Annotated in this window: 14 protein-coding genes and 1 riboswitch; of the genes, 5 read left to right on the top strand and 9 right to left on the bottom strand. The window is 31.4% G+C overall.

Features of this window, described 5'->3' with window-relative positions:
• Positions 1 to 46: 46 nt before the first annotated feature.
• On the bottom strand, positions 47 to 988 hold the full coding sequence (locus C7U55_RS08850) for a hypothetical protein (RefSeq protein WP_106988257.1): 942 nt from the start codon (positions 986 to 988) through the stop codon (positions 47 to 49).
• Between the two features lie 108 nt (positions 989 to 1,096).
• On the bottom strand, positions 1,097 to 4,315 hold the full coding sequence (gene carB, locus C7U55_RS08855; RefSeq protein ID WP_106988258.1) for a carbamoyl-phosphate synthase large subunit: 3,219 nt from the start codon (positions 4,313 to 4,315) through the stop codon (positions 1,097 to 1,099).
• A gap of 320 nt (positions 4,316 to 4,635) precedes the next feature.
• Here carB and C7U55_RS08860 point away from each other — a divergent pair, with 320 nt between their 5' ends.
• Positions 4,636 to 5,094 (top strand): hypothetical protein, encoded by a 459-nt coding sequence (locus C7U55_RS08860; protein WP_106988259.1) that lies wholly within the window; start codon positions 4,636 to 4,638, stop codon positions 5,092 to 5,094.
• A 35-nt stretch (positions 5,095 to 5,129) separates the two neighbouring features.
• On the opposite strand, the gene gltA is transcribed toward C7U55_RS08860, so the two are convergent.
• The 3 genes from gltA to C7U55_RS08875 all read right to left on the bottom strand — a co-directional run bounded on the left by gltA (position 5,130) and on the right by C7U55_RS08875 (position 8,516).
• Entirely contained in the window at positions 5,130 to 6,518 is a 1,389-nt protein-coding gene (gene gltA, locus C7U55_RS08865) for an NADPH-dependent glutamate synthase (protein ID WP_048924779.1), read from the bottom strand.
• A complete protein-coding gene (locus tag C7U55_RS08870) occupies positions 6,518 to 7,366 on the bottom strand; it encodes a sulfide/dihydroorotate dehydrogenase-like FAD/NAD-binding protein (protein ID WP_106988260.1) in 849 nt (282 codons plus the stop codon). Before C7U55_RS08870 ends, gltA begins: the two co-directional genes overlap by 1 nt.
• Positions 7,367 to 7,730: 364 nt before the next feature.
• Positions 7,731 to 8,516, bottom strand: a complete 786-nt coding sequence (locus tag C7U55_RS08875; protein ID WP_106988261.1) for a YARHG domain-containing protein — start codon at positions 8,514 to 8,516, stop codon at positions 7,731 to 7,733.
• Positions 8,517 to 8,599: 83 nt separating this feature from the next.
• Positions 8,600 to 8,646, top strand: a riboswitch (PreQ1 riboswitch).
• A gap of 75 nt (positions 8,647 to 8,721) precedes the next feature.
• On the opposite strand from C7U55_RS08875, the gene C7U55_RS08880 reads away from it, so the two are divergent.
• Positions 8,722 to 9,201: a QueT transporter family protein gene (locus C7U55_RS08880; protein ID WP_106988262.1), complete on the top strand. Its 480-nt coding sequence runs from the start codon at positions 8,722 to 8,724 to the stop codon at positions 9,199 to 9,201.
• Between the two features lie 27 nt (positions 9,202 to 9,228).
• Here C7U55_RS08880 and acpP read toward each other — a convergent pair whose 3' ends face one another.
• Positions 9,229 to 9,456: an acyl carrier protein gene (acpP, locus tag C7U55_RS08885; protein ID WP_106988263.1), complete on the bottom strand. Its 228-nt coding sequence runs from the start codon at positions 9,454 to 9,456 to the stop codon at positions 9,229 to 9,231.
• Positions 9,457 to 9,578: 122 nt separating this feature from the next.
• Between acpP and C7U55_RS08890 the strand changes: the two genes are divergently transcribed.
• Positions 9,579 to 10,073 carry a GNAT family N-acetyltransferase gene (locus C7U55_RS08890; RefSeq protein WP_106988264.1) on the top strand — a complete coding sequence of 165 codons (495 nt, stop codon included), beginning with the start codon at positions 9,579 to 9,581 and terminating at the stop codon, positions 10,071 to 10,073.
• 8 nt (positions 10,074 to 10,081) lie between these two features.
• Here C7U55_RS08890 and C7U55_RS08895 read toward each other — a convergent pair whose 3' ends face one another.
• Positions 10,082 to 11,089 carry a glycoside hydrolase family 25 protein gene (locus C7U55_RS08895; protein ID WP_106988265.1) on the bottom strand — a complete coding sequence of 336 codons (1,008 nt, stop codon included), beginning with the start codon at positions 11,087 to 11,089 and terminating at the stop codon, positions 10,082 to 10,084.
• Between the two features lie 115 nt (positions 11,090 to 11,204).
• On the opposite strand from C7U55_RS08895, the gene C7U55_RS08900 reads away from it, so the two are divergent.
• Positions 11,205 to 12,371 (top strand): C40 family peptidase, encoded by a 1,167-nt coding sequence (locus C7U55_RS08900; RefSeq protein WP_106988266.1) that lies wholly within the window; start codon positions 11,205 to 11,207, stop codon positions 12,369 to 12,371.
• Between the two features lie 78 nt (positions 12,372 to 12,449).
• Positions 12,450 to 13,847, top strand: a complete 1,398-nt coding sequence (locus tag C7U55_RS08905; RefSeq protein WP_239985187.1) for a C40 family peptidase — start codon at positions 12,450 to 12,452, stop codon at positions 13,845 to 13,847.
• Positions 13,848 to 13,882: 35 nt separating this feature from the next.
• Here C7U55_RS08905 and C7U55_RS08910 read toward each other — a convergent pair whose 3' ends face one another.
• A complete protein-coding gene (locus C7U55_RS08910; protein ID WP_227279482.1) occupies positions 13,883 to 14,905 on the bottom strand; it encodes an aldo/keto reductase in 1,023 nt (340 codons plus the stop codon).
• A gap of 13 nt (positions 14,906 to 14,918) precedes the next feature.
• Positions 14,919 to 16,166, bottom strand: a complete 1,248-nt coding sequence (locus C7U55_RS08915) for an N-acetylmuramoyl-L-alanine amidase (RefSeq protein WP_239985188.1) — start codon at positions 16,164 to 16,166, stop codon at positions 14,919 to 14,921.
• Between the last annotated feature and the right edge of the window lie 15 nt (positions 16,167 to 16,181).

The raw sequence follows: 16,181 nt of genomic DNA on the forward strand, positions 1-16,181 counted from the left end.
TTATCAACAATTTTTTTAGTATAAAAAAAGAGATTTTACTCTCTTTCTATGATTGAAAATACTTTTCTATTTCTTTTACTTCCTTTTCAGGTATTTCTAATAAGTTAATTTCTTCTTTAAATGACATTTGTAATCCTATCATTAGTTTTTTTATATGCGCTATATTATTTTCTTTACGTTCTATTTGTTTACCTTCATTTCTTGCTTCTAAGGCAATGCTTTCACCTAAATCACACATATCTTTAACCTCTCTTTCTATTTTCTTTGTATTCAATCCATATTCTTCTATAATTCTTTGCTTTCCCTTATAATCTAATACATTATTTAGAAGGACCATCAATGGTGTCAATAATTCATCATATACTTCATACTTTTTATTTAAGTCATGTTCTTTGTTTAAGTATATCACAAGAATTACTCCCTTGTCATAAACTTCTTTTTCTTCTACTGTCGTTCCACAAATAATCCTTTCATTTGTTTCATAGACATTCATATGCCCATCTTTTCTTTTTGGTGCCTTTGGCATGATCCATAATGAATAGACCTTCTTCATCTCGTCATAGTGTTGATAATCATATTCGCTTCCCCATTGCCTTGATACTATTCTTGAAACATAAGCATATCCTCTGGTAATAATAGAATATCCTGGATAAGGATTATTTTGTATTTCTACATTTAAATAAACCCGTATATTCTTTCCATCTTCTTGTGGTACATCAATATAACATAAAATATCATAATAAACCATACCTTCATCTTTGATAAAACCTTCTTTATCTACAAGATGAAAATGAGGATTGACTATTCGATTACCTATATGTACCCCTTCTATCAATCTTCTAATTTCCTCAATACTTAAATGCTTTGCTTCATCTACAGCTGCCTTTATGATTCTTGATAATACTTCTTCATTTCCTATAATCGTCTTACATAAATGATCATACATTGTTGTTTGTTTACTCGTTGTTATTTTATTGATTGTTTCCATAAGTAGTCCTCCTACTTATTTATTCGCTCTTTTTTTATTTTTTTCTTCTTTTTTGTAAAAATAAAAAAATTGTTAGGAAATCTTATGACTTCCTAACAATCATTCATATTAATCTTTAATTGCTTTATGATATTCTTGAAGTGATTTTACTTCATGTGTTCCATGAATTTCAGCTTCTAAGATACCTTCTACAGCTGCATTTGCAGCAGCAATGTTTGTCATGTATGGAATTTTCATTTTAATAGCTGTTTTTCTAATATAACTATCATCATGTGCAGATTCTTTACCATGTGGCGTATTGATCACCATATCAAGTTCACCATTTGTAAGAGCATCTACAATATTTGGACGACCTTCTTTGATCTTTTTAATTTTGATAGCTGGAATGTTATTGCTATTGATTAATTCAAATGTTTTACCTGTAGCAACAATTTCAAATCCAGCATCATAATATTTTCTTGCTAGTTCAACAACATCTTTTTTATCACGATCAGATACTGAAATTAACACACGCCCTGATGTTGGTAATTTTGTTTGTGTTGCTTCTTCTGCTTTAAAGATTGCTGCTCCATAAGAATTAGCTAAACCTAATACTTCTCCTGTCGATCTCATTTCAGGTCCTAGAATTGGATCAACTTCAGGGAACATATTGAATGGGAAAACAGCTTGTTTTACACCAATATGTGGAATCTTTCTATCTTTTAAATCTTTAACAGGTGATGGTCTACCTGTAAGTTCACGTGTAACAATATCTGTTGCAAGTTTTACCATGTTGATGTTACATACTTTAGATACTAAAGGTACTGTTCTTGAAGCACGTGGATTTGCTTCTAAAACATAAACTTTATCATCTGCAATGGCATATTGCATATTCATTAAACCGCGAACATTCATTTCTTTAGCAATTTTCTTAGTATATTCTTTAATTGTTTGTACATGTCTTACTGGAATATGTTTTGATGGTAAGATACATGCTGAATCTCCTGAATGAATACCAGCAAGTTCGATATGTTCCATAACAGCAGGCACAAAAACATTTTCTCCATCAGAAATAGCATCTGCTTCACATTCCATAGCATCATTTAAGAAACGGTCAATTAAGATAGGACGATCAGGTGTTACCCCAACAGCAGCAGCCATGTATTGTTTTAATGATTCATCATCATAAACAACTTCCATTCCTCTACCACCTAATACATAAGATGGTCTTACCATTAATGGATAACCAATTCTTTGAGCAATTTCTAAAGCATCATCAACTGTAACTGCCATTCCTGATTCTGGCATTGGAATTTCTAGTTTTTCCATCATTTCATTAAATAAATCACGATCTTCAGCCATATCAATAGTTTCAGGTGTTGTTCCTAAAATATTAACACCATTTTCTTTTAATTGACTTGCAAGATTTAATGGTGTTTGTCCACCAAATTGAGCAATAACTCCTAATGGTTTTTCTTTTTCATGAATACTTAAAACATCTTCTAATGTTAATGGTTCAAAATAAAGTTTATCAGATGTATCATAATCTGTTGAAACTGTTTCTGGGTTACAGTTAACAATGATTGTTTCAAATCCTAATTTCTTTAAGGCAAGAGAAGCATGAACACAACAATAATCAAATTCAATACCTTGACCAATTCTGTTTGGTCCTCCGCCTAAGATCATGATTTTCTTATTATTTGAAACTTCATCTTGATCTTTTCCATTATATGTAGAGTAATAATACGAACTATCTTTTGTACTTGATACATGAACTGGTTCCCAGACTTGATGCATACCCATAGCAAGTCTTTGATTTCTAATTTCTTTTTCTTCAATATCTAATATCTTAGAAATATATTTATCAGCAAATCCATCTTTCTTTGCTTGTTTTAAAACGTCATCTGGTAATTGATTTCCTTTATAAGAAGCGATTTTTTTTTCTTCTTCAACGAGTTCTTTCATTTGTTCAATGAAATAATGTTTAATTTTTGTAAGTTCAAATAATTCATCAACAGTAGCTCCTTTTCTTAAAGCTTCATACATAATGAATTGTCTTTCACTTGTTGGATTAATTAATAATTTTAATAATTCATCTTTAGATAAATCATTAAAGTTCTTTGCATACCCTAAACCATAACGCCCTGTTTCTAAAGAACGAATTGCTTTTTGGAAAGCTTCTTTATAAGTTTTACCAATACTCATAACTTCCCCAACAGCTTTCATTTGTGTACCAAGTTTATCTTCTGCAGCTTTGAATTTTTCAAAAGCCCAACGAGCAAACTTAATAACAACATAATCCCCATCAGGATAATATTTATCTAACGTTCCATATTTACCACAAGGAATCTCATCTAATGTAAGTCCAGCCGCTAACATTGCTGAAACTAAGGCAATAGGGAAACCTGTCGCTTTAGAAGCTAAAGCAGATGAACGTGATGTTCTTGGATTGATTTCAATAACAACAATACGATCTGTTACTGGATCATGAGCGAATTGAACATTTGTACCTCCAATAACTCCAATTGATTCAACAATACGATAGGCTTGTTCTTGTAAACGATCTTGTACTTCTTTAGAAATAGTAAGCATTGGGGCGCTACAGAATGAATCCCCCGTATGTACACCTAATGGATCGATATTTTCAATAAAACAAATTGTAATCATGTTGTTTTTAGCATCTCTGACAACTTCTAATTCTAATTCTTCCCAACCTAAAATTGATTCTTCAATTAAACATTGGTGTACCAAACTTGCTTGAAGACCACGATTGACAACGGTTCTTAATTCTTCTACGTTGTAAACAAGTCCTCCACCGGCACCACCCATTGTATAAGCAGGTCTTACAACAACTGGATATCCTAATTTATCTGCAATAGCAAGTGCTTCATCAACTGTATTCGCAATTTCACTTCTTGCCATTTCAATACCGAGTTCATTCATAGCTTTTTTGAATTCTAAGCGGTCTTCTCCGCGTTCAATGGCGTCAACTTTTACTCCTAATACTTGCACATTGTATTTATCTAAAACACCGGCATTGCTTAATTCTGAACAAAGGTTTAACGCAGATTGTCCACCTAAGTTAGGAAGTAAGGCATCTGGTCTTTCTTTTTCAATGATTTGTGTTAATCTTTCTACATTTAATGGTTCAATGTATGTCACATCCGCTGTTTCTGGATCCGTCATAATTGTTGCTGGGTTTGAATTAACTAAAACAATTTTATACCCTAATCCTCTTAACGCTTTACAAGCTTGTGTTCCTGAATAGTCAAATTCACAGGCTTGTCCAATAATAATTGGTCCTGACCCAATAACTAATACTGTATTAATATCTTCTCTTTTTGGCATCTTGAATCCCCCTTTTGATTGTAAAAAAAACATATCTTAGAAAAGATATGTTTCAAATTAAAAAATAAAAAGCGAAAAAGAGGCCTTGTTGTTGTATTGAATTGTCATAAGTAAATCTTTCATAATGACCTCCTGTTTATTTTAAATAAACTCTTTCGCTCTATCTATAAAAAGATTATATAAGATAATGAGTTGAAATTAAACAAAATGAAAGAGACTTATTATACTAACTTTTTATTCCCACGAAAAATAATAGTCATGTAATATTTCACTTTAGCGAATGTAAAATATCTAGTACAATTATTTAAAGGAGGTTTTCTATGAAAACAAAAATACTATTTATATGTTGTTTTATTCTTTTACTATGTGGTTGTTCAAAGAAAAAAGAAGTTGAAGAAGAATTACTGACAGATAATGATTTTGGTTTTTCCATTCTTTTAGATGATGGTTTAGCTCTTGATAAAGGACTTCAAATTAAAAGTATTAATGATTATATTGGTGATGAATATGAAGAAACTAAAAAAAATAATAATACAATCTATTCTAATAAAAACATTCAAATTATCTTAGATAAAAATAATAAAATAAAAAAAGTAGTTCTATTTACAGACTACTATCAAGTTCTAGGAAATATTCGTGTAGGAGATAATAAAGATATTTTAGATTATCCAAATAATAAAGTTACTCCTACTAAATATATTGCCTCCAGTGAAAAGAAAACGGTAAAAATGACTTATCTTCTTTCTAATAATAAAATTACAAAAATCATGTTATCTTAATGAAAAAGCCAATTCCGAAGAATTGACTTTTTTAATTATTTATTTTGTAAATATTCATCCATTGCTTTAGCCGCTTTTTTACCAGCACCCATAGCTAAGATAACTGTTGCTGCACCAGTAACAACATCTCCACCAGCATAAACACCATCTTTAGATGTTTTCATTGAATCTTCATCAACGATAATTCCACCCCAAGATTGGCAATCTAAACCAGGAGTTGTATGTCTGATTAGTGGGTTTGGACTTTGTCCAATAGCAACGATAACTGTTCCTGTTTCAATTGTGAAGTTAGATCCTTCTTTAGCGATTGGTCTTCTTCTTCCAGATGCATCAGGTTCACCTAATTCCATTTCAACACATTCCATAGACTTAACCCATCCATCTTCACCTTCAATTTTAACTGGGTTTGTTAATAGTTTGAAGATAATTCCTTCTTCTTTAGCGTGATGTACTTCTTCAGCACGGGCAGGAACTTCTTCAGGTCCACGACGATAAACGATATATACGTTTTTAGCACCTAAACGTTTTGCAGTTCTTGCAGCATCCATGGCAACGTTACCAGCACCGATAACACAAACAGTATCTGTTACTTTAACTGGTGTTGGATGATCAGGGAATTGATATCCTTTCATTAAGTTAACACGAGTTAAGAATTCATTAGCAGCGTAAACACCGTTTAAGTTTTCACCAGAAATTCCTTGGAAACGTGGTAAACCAGCACCACTACCTACAAAGATTCCTTGATATCCTTGTTCTTGTAATTCATCAATTGTAATTGAACGCCCTACAACAACGTTTGTTTGGAAATCAACACCTAAAGCAGCAACACCGTCTACTTCACTTTGTACTAATTTTTTAGGTAATCTGAATTCTGGAATACCATAAGATAATACCCCACCTGTTTTATGTAATGCTTCAAAAACAGTCACATCATAACCTTTTTTAGCTAATTCTCCAGCACATGTAATACCAGCAGGTCCTGATCCAATAACAGCAACTTTTTTACCATTTTTTTCAATTTTTAATTCTGTAGGTTTTCCATGTTCTCTATGATAATCAGCAACAAATCTTTCTAATCGTCCGATTCCTACTGATTCAGTTTTAATTCCTCTAACACATTTACCTTCACATTGATTTTCTTGAGGACAAACACGTCCACAAATTGCAGGTAATGCATTTTCTCTTGTAATTGTTTGATAAGCTTCTTCAAATTCACCTTCTGCAACATGATGAATGAATTCAGGAATTGGTACTCCTACTGGACACCCATCCATACAGAATGGTTTTTTACAATTTAAGCAACGAGTTGCTTCTTCCATAGCTTGTTCTTTTGTATATCCTAAAGAAACTTCTTCAAAGTTTTTATTTCTTACATTAGGATCTTGTTCAGGCATTTTAACCTTATTTGGTGACATATTAGGCATTATTTTGCACCTCCCATTAAATTACAAATACGATCTGCATTCACATCTACTTGATGTTCTTCTTCTTTGAACATTCTTTGACGAGCCATTAGTTCATCGAAGTCTACTGATAAGCCATCAAAGTCTGGTCCATCAACACAGGCGAATTTAATTTTACCATCAACAGTAACACGGCAGCAACCACACATACCTGTACCATCAATCATAATAGGGTTTAATGAAACCATTGTTTTTAAATTATGAGGTTTTGTTACCCCAACAACAGCTTTCATCATAGGTACTGGTCCAATAGCGATAACTTCATCAATTGGATTGCCCCTATCAATTAATTCTTGTAATTTAACAGTTCCAAATCCTTTTTCTCCTAAAGATCCATCATCTGTCATCACATATACATTTTTACAGAAAGCTTTAAACTTATCTGCCCATAATACATATTGTGCTTCACGTCCACCAATAATAACATCCACATCTACACCCATTTCAGCTAATTTTTTAAGTTGTGGATAAAGTGGTGCACTACCAACCCCACCGGCAATACCAACAACATGATTTGATTTATGTAATTCAGTTGGTACACCTAAAGGTCCTACGAAATCAGTGATTTCATCACCTTCGTTTAATTTAGCTAATTGACGAGTTGAAAAACCTACAATTTGGTAAATAATTGTAATTGTTTCAGCTTCACGATCATAATCAGCGATTGTTAAAGGAATTCTTTCTCCATCTTCACCAACTCTTAAAATAATGAATTGACCTGGTTCACATTTTCTTGCAACCATAGGAGCATGAACTTCCATTAACTCAACAACATCATTTAGTCTTTCTTTTTTGACTATTTTGTACATTTCTGGTTTCCCCCAATTCTTTTAGACTACCCCTATTATACGCTTATGTGAATAAAAAAACAATGTAACTTCTATAGATTACTCTATTTAATATCAATAATTTTCTTATAGGTCAAAATGATCTTTTTATTTTATTTCCTAGGCAATATTTGACAAAAAAAGAAAAGCAAGCGAACTTACTTTTCTTAACGTCATTCTTAAATAGAGTTGTCAAAAAAATATTTAAGAGAGAATGACGAATGTATAATCTCTTTTGATTACATTTTCATTTTAAACAAGTTATGTGAATTGAAAATGAAATTTCTCGTTTTTGACAACTATTTTCAGAATTTTTTTGTTTTATTAATTCTCATGCAAATTATTTTCATCGGTGTGCTTGAATAAACGAAATGTTCTTTAATTCAACTTCATTAAAATATTCCGACATATGTTCATTCATTGAATCAGAAGTTAGATTTTCATCGCCACTATACCATTTTTTAGCTTCAAAATAATTTTTCACTTCTTCTGTTTTGAAAGTACAATGATGTCTTGCATAAATTTCATTAATACCCATTTGTAATTGTTGTTGATCTTTTCCTTGTAAATCTTCTTCTGTAAGTAATTCTGTATCACTATGAGGAAAAACAAAATCTTCTTCATCAATCGTTTCTTCTTTTTTATTTACTGTGACTTTCACTGTTTCTTTTTTTCCAGATTCACTGATACAAAAAATCTTTGTTTTACCTGCAGCAAGTGCAGTAATCGTTCCTTCTTGATTTATTTTACAAATAGAAGCATCTTGAACAGTATATGTACATTTAAGATTAGCTTTAATCGTTGTGCTTTCTCCTATTTCTAAAGTTACTTTATCCTTATCTATGTGGAGTGCCTTTTCCACTTGTTGACTAACAATATTGTCACTTGAATAACTTGGTTCATTCATGTTTAAAAAAAGATAGATGCCTACCATAACGGCTATTACGATAAGTAAAAAGAAAATGATTGCAACGTATTTCCTTTTTTTACTTTTTTCTTTCTTTATTTCTTCTTTTTGTTTAACTCTTGAAAGAATTGTTTTTTCTACTTTTTGTTGAGGTATAGGTTCCCCACAAATATGGCAAAAGGAAGAACCTTTAACAATACGATTATGGCATTTTGGACATAACATACAAATCCCTCCTATCTATCTTTATTATAGAATAGTTTTAAAAGAAATCCTATTGATTTGTATATTCCTTTTATGTATAATGACATCGACTGGTTCGAGAGCCAAACCCAGTATAAAAAACTAAGGATAGGTAATGAAGATGGCTCTGTCATCTTTTTTTATTCTATCTGGCTTCTAACTGTACTTTAGAAGAGGAGGACTACAAATGAATAATAAAAAGGTACAAGTGATCGCAATGAATGCGATGATTGCAGCAGTGTATGCTGTACTAACAATCTTGATTTCACCAATCGCTTATGGAGCTGTGCAAATGCGTTTAACAGAAATTATTGTGTTACTTGCATGTTACAACAAGAAATTTATTCCAGGACTTACTATTGGATGTTTACTTGCAAATCTTGCTTCCCCAATGGGACTTTATGATATTTGTTTTGGAACAGCCGCTACTTTAATTGCCTGTCTTGGTATGTATTATTTTAAAAATGTTTTTGTGGGGGCTTTTATCGGGGGCGCTGTTAATGGATTGATCGTTGGTTTAGAACTTTATCTTGCTTTAGAACTTCCATTTATGATTAACGCTTTTTATGTTTTTGTTGGTGAATTTGTGGTATTAGTTATTGGTGCAATCTTATTTAAATGTTTAGAAAAGAATAAAACTCTTATGAATAACTATATTTTAGAGTAGAAGAAAAGCTCATCTGATGGTGAGCTTTTATTTATGTTCTTCAATATAATTAACAATATCGTTTACTGTTTTAAAATTCATAACATCTTCATCAGGAATTTCAATACCAAATTCTTCTTCTGCAGACATGATAAGTTCAACGGAATCTAAAGAATCTAAATTTAAATCATCTTTTAATTTAGCATCTAATGTAATTTTTTCTTCTTCAATATCCATTGTTTCTACTAGGATTTTTTTAATTTGATCTAGTACCATAAAAGCACCTCCTTATTATATAAGGCTATTATAACAAATGCTTTTTATTTGTAAATATAACAATTTGACAAACTAGGCAAAAGTTTATATTATTTAAGCGCAAGCTTGAGGGAGGTTTAGAAATGATTTTAAGACAAACAAAATTAGAAGATATCTCTCGTGTTATGGAGATTATAAATCAAGCAAAATGTTACTTTAAAGAAAATGGTATTGATCAATGGCAAGATGGATACCCAAATGAAGAAACAATTAAAAGGGATATTGAAAAAAATGAAGCGTATGTATTAGTTGATGAAGATCAAATTGTCGGTACATGCATGGTAACAATTAATGGGGAAACTTCGTATAATCGTATTGATGGAAAATGGCTATTAAATAGTCCTTATATTTGTGTCCATCGTATTGCGGTTGATAGTAATTGCAAGGGAAAAGGTTTGGCATCTACTATTTTAGATCAAGTAGTTGCTATGTATCCAGATTATCACAGCGTAAGAATGGATACACATAATGATAATCTATCTATGCAAAAATTCCTTACAAAGTATGGTTTTAAACATTGTGGTACAATCACACTAGCAAGTGGTGCTTTAAGAAGAGCTTATGAAAAAAGAATCTAAGCTCTTTTTTATGCTCTTAAACGCCCTTGTTTTAATAATTCTAAAAGTTGATCATTTTGTCTTTGGGTTCCTTGATAATTTTCAATACCATTAAGTTTTGCCAGTTTACTTCGATTAGAAAATGACGTATCTTCTTGAATAGAACGTAATGCATCAGTAAAACTTGTTCCCGTATAATCAGGTGCACTTAAATAACGAATTCTTTGTTCAATCACTTGATCATTGACCCAACCCGCATCCTTTCCTATTAGATAAGGGTTTCTTGCCCCTTGAACGATTCGCGTAATCGTACCAAAATGACGATAAGGCATCAATGGTTGTGTTGATTCACTGGTTAAAAAGACATGATGAAATTCAACTTCATCCCCTATTTTATAACGAGTAATATTTGGATTAGAGAAGTTATTATAGCCCCCTTCTTCAATAATCGCAGGAAAATCTTCATAAGCATAATTTAAATCAACCATTGTATCAATGCCTAATACTGTACCAGTCGCACTATATTGCCACATTCCATAACTCCCATCATAATCAAGTTTATCATTATAGCGAGCAACCCACTTTGTATACTCATTAAAAATCGAACTGGTTAGTTTTGTTCTAAACCAAAATAAAGAGGCATACATTCCTACATAATAACCTTCTTGTTCTAATCTTTGAGCAAAGGTTTGAGCAATATTTCCAATCATCTCATTACTTTGTCTACCTGTTGTATTATTATCTTCTAAATCATAATAAACAGGATATGCCATTTGATAATCTTTCACTAATCTTAAAACATGATTAGCTTCCGACAGTGCTTCCTTTTCATTTGTGGCATACGAATATAAATAAACACCAAAAGGGATTTTTAAACGTGTACATTCATCTGCATTTCTTTTAAAGAACGGATCATCTTGATTTTCATCATCACTTCCATAACCACATCTAATAATTGCAAAATCAATATGTTTTTTGACCTCTTGCCAATCAATAACACCTTGAAATTTAGAAACATCTATACCATGCTTCACCATTTTATTCACCTCATTTTAAATATATGCCACATTGTCAAAAATGTTAGGAATCTTGTCGTATATATTTACTTTTCAACTAAAAAATAAGATAATAGAGTTGGGAGGAATTGTAGAAATGAAAAAAAGCTTGATCTCCGTTATTTGTTTAACTATGTTTATGTCTTTTTTTGGCTTTTTAAGTGATGTTAATGCCGTTAACTTTGAAGGTCAAGAAGAAAAATATATGAAGCTTTGTTCAAGTAAAAGCTTATCAAGTAGCAATTATTCAACTTGTAAACAGTTCAATAATTACTTAAAGAAAAAGAATAAAGACTTGCAAAGCTCTATTGATGATTCTAAATCAAAGATTTCAGATACTCAAAGTTCTTTAGATTCAGTAGTATCTAAGATTGCTGATTTGAATAATCAAATTGAACAAAAACAAAACGAAATTAATTATTTACAAGAATCAATTAAATCTTTAGAAGCAAGTATCACTAAAAAAGAAGAAGAAGTTAAAAATCGTATGTATGCTATGCAATCTTATAACAACAGTAATAGTTATATTGAATTTATTTTTGGTGCTTCAAGTTTCTCTGATTTCTTTTCAAGAATTGATAGTATCAATGAAATCACTCAATTTGATGAAGAATTGATTGAAAAAATTAATGATGAAAAGAAACAAGTTGAAAATCAAAAAGCAACATTAGAAACTGTTAAAGCAAATATGGTTTCTCAACAAAATGAACAATATGCTTTACAAAGTCAATATCAAGATTTACTTGCTAAACAAAAAAATGAACTTGCAGCTAAACAAGATGAACAATCAAAAGTCTCTAATACGCAAAGCTCATTAGATGCGTTCTTAGCATCCGCAATTGTTATGCAACCAACACCAAGTGGTGGATCATCAAGTAGTTCAGGAAATTCAACAAAATTTACACAAATGAATGTGCCAACAACAAATAAGTATGGTTCTACTGTTGTTTCCGCTGCATATTCTAAATTGGGTTGTCCTTATGTATGGGGTGCTAGTGGACCAAATACATTTGACTGTTCTGGTCTTGTTATGTGGTGTTATGCACAAGCAGGTGTTTCTCTTGATCACTATTCTGGTTCACAAGCTGGGTCAGGTGCTGTTATTCCTGTAAGTTCAGCACAACCTGGAGATATCTTATGGAAATCTGGACATGTTGGTATTTATATTGGAAATGGGCAATACATTCATGCACCTCGAACAGGTGATGTTGTAAAAATCGCTTCAAATGTTGGACGTTTTACATGTGCTGTTAGACCTTATTAATAAATAAAAACAGGATATCCTGTTTTTATTTTACTTTTAAACGTATTTGATGTATAAATAATCTAGGAGGTGTTTTCTTTGAAGGTAAAAAAATACATAATCGGCTTAATGACTTGTTCGATGCTTTTAGGTGTTAGTTATTTTAAACCTGTTAAAGCTATTGATTTTTCTAAAAACGAAACAAAATATATGTCTTTATGCGCAAGCGGAAGCCTTACAAATAGCAATAAAAAAACATGCGAAGCTTTTAATACCTATTTAAAAGAAAAAAACAAAAAATTAAAGAAAGAATTACAATCACAAAAAAATGAGGCTCAATCAACTGCCAATTCTTTATCAGCTGCTGAAAAGAAATTAAATTCAATTAATAATAGTATTTCTTCTAAAGAAGCTGAAATTAAATATGTAGAAACTTCGATTCAAAATACACAAAATGAAATTGATCAAAATAGTCAAGAAATAAAAGATCGTATGTATGTCATGCAATCTTATATGAATGAAAATACATTTATTAATTATATTTTTGGGGCAAATAATTTCACAGATATGTTATCAAGAATTGATAGTTTCAATACTTTAACCTATAGTGATAAAGAATTAGTAAAAACAATGGTTGAAAAGAAAAAAGCAATCGAAAGTCAAAAAGTTACTTTAGAAAATGCGAAAAAAGTATTAGAATCACAAAAAGTAGAACAAGCTGCAATTCAAACACAATATGAAACATTGTTAGAAGAACAAAGAAAGAAAGTAGCTGCAACTCAAGTTGACGCAAATGTTGCTGCTTCACAATCTAAACAAATAGATGAATCATTAACTGCATTCTATGAAAATTCTAAAAAAGATGATGTTGGTCATGTAACTCAATTACCTGTTCCTTCAACACCATCAACAAACAATAACACAAGTTCAAATACAAATAATAATCAAAGTTCAAACACAAATAATGAACAAGATTCAAACACAGATCAAACAACAAATAATAACAATTCAAATGAGAATCAAAATTCATCGAATAATAATCAAAATAGTTCAACAAATACGAATCAAAACAATTCTAGTATCACAGAATCAAATGCTGCACTTGGTGTAAAAATCGCTAACTACGCTCTTGCAAAACAAGGATCTCGTTATTATTGGGGTGCAAGTGGTCCTACATATTTCGATTGTTCTGGTCTTGTTTATTGGGCGCATAAACAAGCAGGAGTAAGAATTGGAAGAACGACAGCTGCAGGTTATGCTGGTAGTGGAAAATCTGTTTCTTACAACAATTTACAAATTGGTGATGTCATTACCTTCAACTATGGTCGTGGTGTTGCCCACATAGGTATTTATATTGGTAATGGTCGTATGGTGCACGCTTCTGGTAAAGGTTCAGAAACGGTAGGACAAGATCCTAACCAATGTGTTAAAGTTACATCTATAGCTCCTGGTAGCTACTTCCATAATTACATTTATAATTGTCGTAGACTTTATTAAAAAAAAGAATGATACGAAATTTCGTATCACTCTTTTTATTTTAGAAACGTTTTATAATCTTCATAATTTTTCTTTAATAGTTCAGGTGTATTTAAATGATATGGACAATGTTGCATACATTTACCACAATTTAAACATTCTTCAATCTTTTTCATTTCTGCCTGCCAATGTTCATTAAGCCAACTTGCTGCTGGTGCTCTTCTTAACATTAATGACATTCTAGCACACTGATTAATTTGTATTCCTTTAGGACATGGCATACAATAACCACACCCTCGACAGAAGTCACCTGCAAGTTCTTTTCGATCATGTTCAATAAGCTCTTGTATTTCTTTTGTTAGTTTGGGTGCTTTTGTTTGATATGAAATAAATTCATCAAGTTCACTTTCTTTTTGAATTCCCCAGATTGGTAAAACATTATCAAATTGTGCTAAATAAGCATAAGCTGCATCTGATCGATTAATAAGTCCTCCAGATAAAGCTTTCATACAGATAAATCCAATATTGTTTTCTTTACATTTATTTACTAAATCAATATCCTTTTGATCAGCTAAATAACTAAATGGGAATTGAATTGTATCATACAATCCACTTTCACACGCTTCTATAGCCACTGGTAAACGGTGATTTGTAAGACCAATAAAATGAATCTTGCCTTGAGTTTTTGCTTCCAACATAGCTTCATAAAGTCCTGTACCATCTCCTGGCTTTGGACAAAACGAAGGATTATGAAATTGATAGATATCAATATAATCTGTTTGTAAATTATGTAAACTTGTTTCTAAATCCTTCCAGAAACCTTCTACTGTTGTAGAACCCGTTTTTGTTGCAATGTAAATATCTTTTCTTACATCACTTAATGCATTTCCTAATTTTTCTTCACTATCACTATACCAACGTGCACTATCAAAAAAACGAATCCCTTGATCGTATGCCTTACGTAAAATTGTTGTGGCATCTTCTCCTGTGACTCTTTGAATCGGTAAGGCACCAAAACCATTACGATTAACGGTAATTCCTGTTCTTCCTAGTGTTACTTTTTCCATTTCATTTTTCATTCCTTTTTCCTTTTTAATTGAGATAAGCTCCTATCCCATTTACAATTCCTTGGACAATTTTATTTTGATAATCATCACTTGCGAGTAATTGATCTTCTTGAGGATTTGATAAAAATCCCATTTCTACAATTGTCACAGGAACTTTAGACCAATTTAATCCTGTCATATTATCAACAATTGAAACGCCTCGATTTCTTGACCCGGTCACATTACAAATATTATTGACAATTGCCTTTGATAACGTTTGTGACTCGCTCGCTATATTTGCACAATAAGGATTTGATGTAGAGGGTGCAAGCGTTAAAGTTCCAGTTGCTGATGAAGAGGTACTTGAATCACAATGAAGTCGAATAAATGCTGATACATTGTTACTATTAGCGATTTCTGCTCTTTGAGCATTTGAAATATCTACATCTTGTGAGGTACGACACATAATAACTGTATAACCTTGATTTTGTAAAGCTTGTTGTAATTTTAGAGCAACTTCTAGATTAATCCGTGATTCTGTTTTCCCAGTAACACAGCCTGTTGCTCCTGTAGTAACTTTTGCCTTCATCGTTGATGAACCAGGTCCATTGGGTTCTAGTGAGCTATTTCCTCTTGCTTGATGTCCCGCATCAATACAAACAACTTTACCTCCACCATGATAACTTACAGTTTGATTCGATGCTGTTTGTTCTTCTTTTTTTGGTTCAGGCTTTTTAGTAACATGTACTGTAATTTCCTTTTCTGTTTTATTTCCACTTGTATCTGTTGCGATTGCTTTGATTTTATATTCACCTGGCGTTTTAGTATCAAGCGAAGAGGTATCATATTGAATCTCTACAGTTGTTAGATCTGTTGCACTTATTTCTTTATTATAATCATAGTTTTCAGTTCCTTCTTCAAATGAGACTTCATTAGTTTCATTAAATGTAGGAACTGTTGTATCTTTAACAATGATTTTCTTTTTAAATTTTTGATCTTGATATTTGATAGTGATCATATAAGTTCCAATAGCTGGATATTCTTTTTGATCTTCATTTTTTAAATTACTTGTAATTTTTGTTTCTTTTTTGACTTCTTTTAATTGTTCTTTGTCGCTGTTTTTTGTTTGAATAAGATTATCAAATGAATATTCAACCTTATTTCCATATTCTACAACAATATCTTTTTTATCTTTTAAAGATAATGTAATTTTTTCTTCTCTTGTAAAATAAAAAACACAGCCAATAATTAATAAAACAACAATACTCCCTATTCCAATTATTTTCTTTTTCATCTTCCCTTTCTCCTT

The sequence above is a fragment of the Faecalibacillus faecis genome (genome assembly GCF_003024675.1).
GTDB lineage: Bacteria > Bacillota_I > Bacilli_A > Erysipelotrichales > Coprobacillaceae > Faecalibacillus > Faecalibacillus faecis.

Coding starts and splice junctions, on each gene's coding strand:
- C7U55_RS08890 (WP_106988264.1), top strand. CDS start 9,579: ATGATTTTAAGACAAACAAAATTAGAAGATATCTCTCGTGTTATGGAG.
- C7U55_RS08870 (WP_106988260.1), bottom strand. CDS start 7,366: ATGTACAAAATAGTCAAAAAAGAAAGACTAAATGATGTTGTTGAGTTA.
- C7U55_RS08910 (WP_227279482.1), bottom strand. CDS start 14,905: ATGAAAAATGAAATGGAAAAAGTAACACTAGGAAGAACAGGAATTACC.
- C7U55_RS08915 (WP_239985188.1), bottom strand. CDS start 16,166: ATGAAAAAGAAAATAATTGGAATAGGGAGTATTGTTGTTTTATTAATT.
- C7U55_RS08875 (WP_106988261.1), bottom strand. CDS start 8,516: ATGTTATGTCCAAAATGCCATAATCGTATTGTTAAAGGTTCTTCCTTT.
- C7U55_RS08895 (WP_106988265.1), bottom strand. CDS start 11,089: ATGGTGAAGCATGGTATAGATGTTTCTAAATTTCAAGGTGTTATTGAT.
- C7U55_RS08850 (WP_106988257.1), bottom strand. CDS start 988: ATGGAAACAATCAATAAAATAACAACGAGTAAACAAACAACAATGTAT.
- carB (WP_106988258.1), bottom strand. CDS start 4,315: ATGCCAAAAAGAGAAGATATTAATACAGTATTAGTTATTGGGTCAGGA.
- C7U55_RS08900 (WP_106988266.1), top strand. CDS start 11,205: ATGAAAAAAAGCTTGATCTCCGTTATTTGTTTAACTATGTTTATGTCT.
- acpP (WP_106988263.1), bottom strand. CDS start 9,456: ATGGTACTAGATCAAATTAAAAAAATCCTAGTAGAAACAATGGATATT.
- gltA (WP_048924779.1), bottom strand. CDS start 6,518: ATGCCTAATATGTCACCAAATAAGGTTAAAATGCCTGAACAAGATCCT.
- C7U55_RS08860 (WP_106988259.1), top strand. CDS start 4,636: ATGAAAACAAAAATACTATTTATATGTTGTTTTATTCTTTTACTATGT.
- C7U55_RS08880 (WP_106988262.1), top strand. CDS start 8,722: ATGAATAATAAAAAGGTACAAGTGATCGCAATGAATGCGATGATTGCA.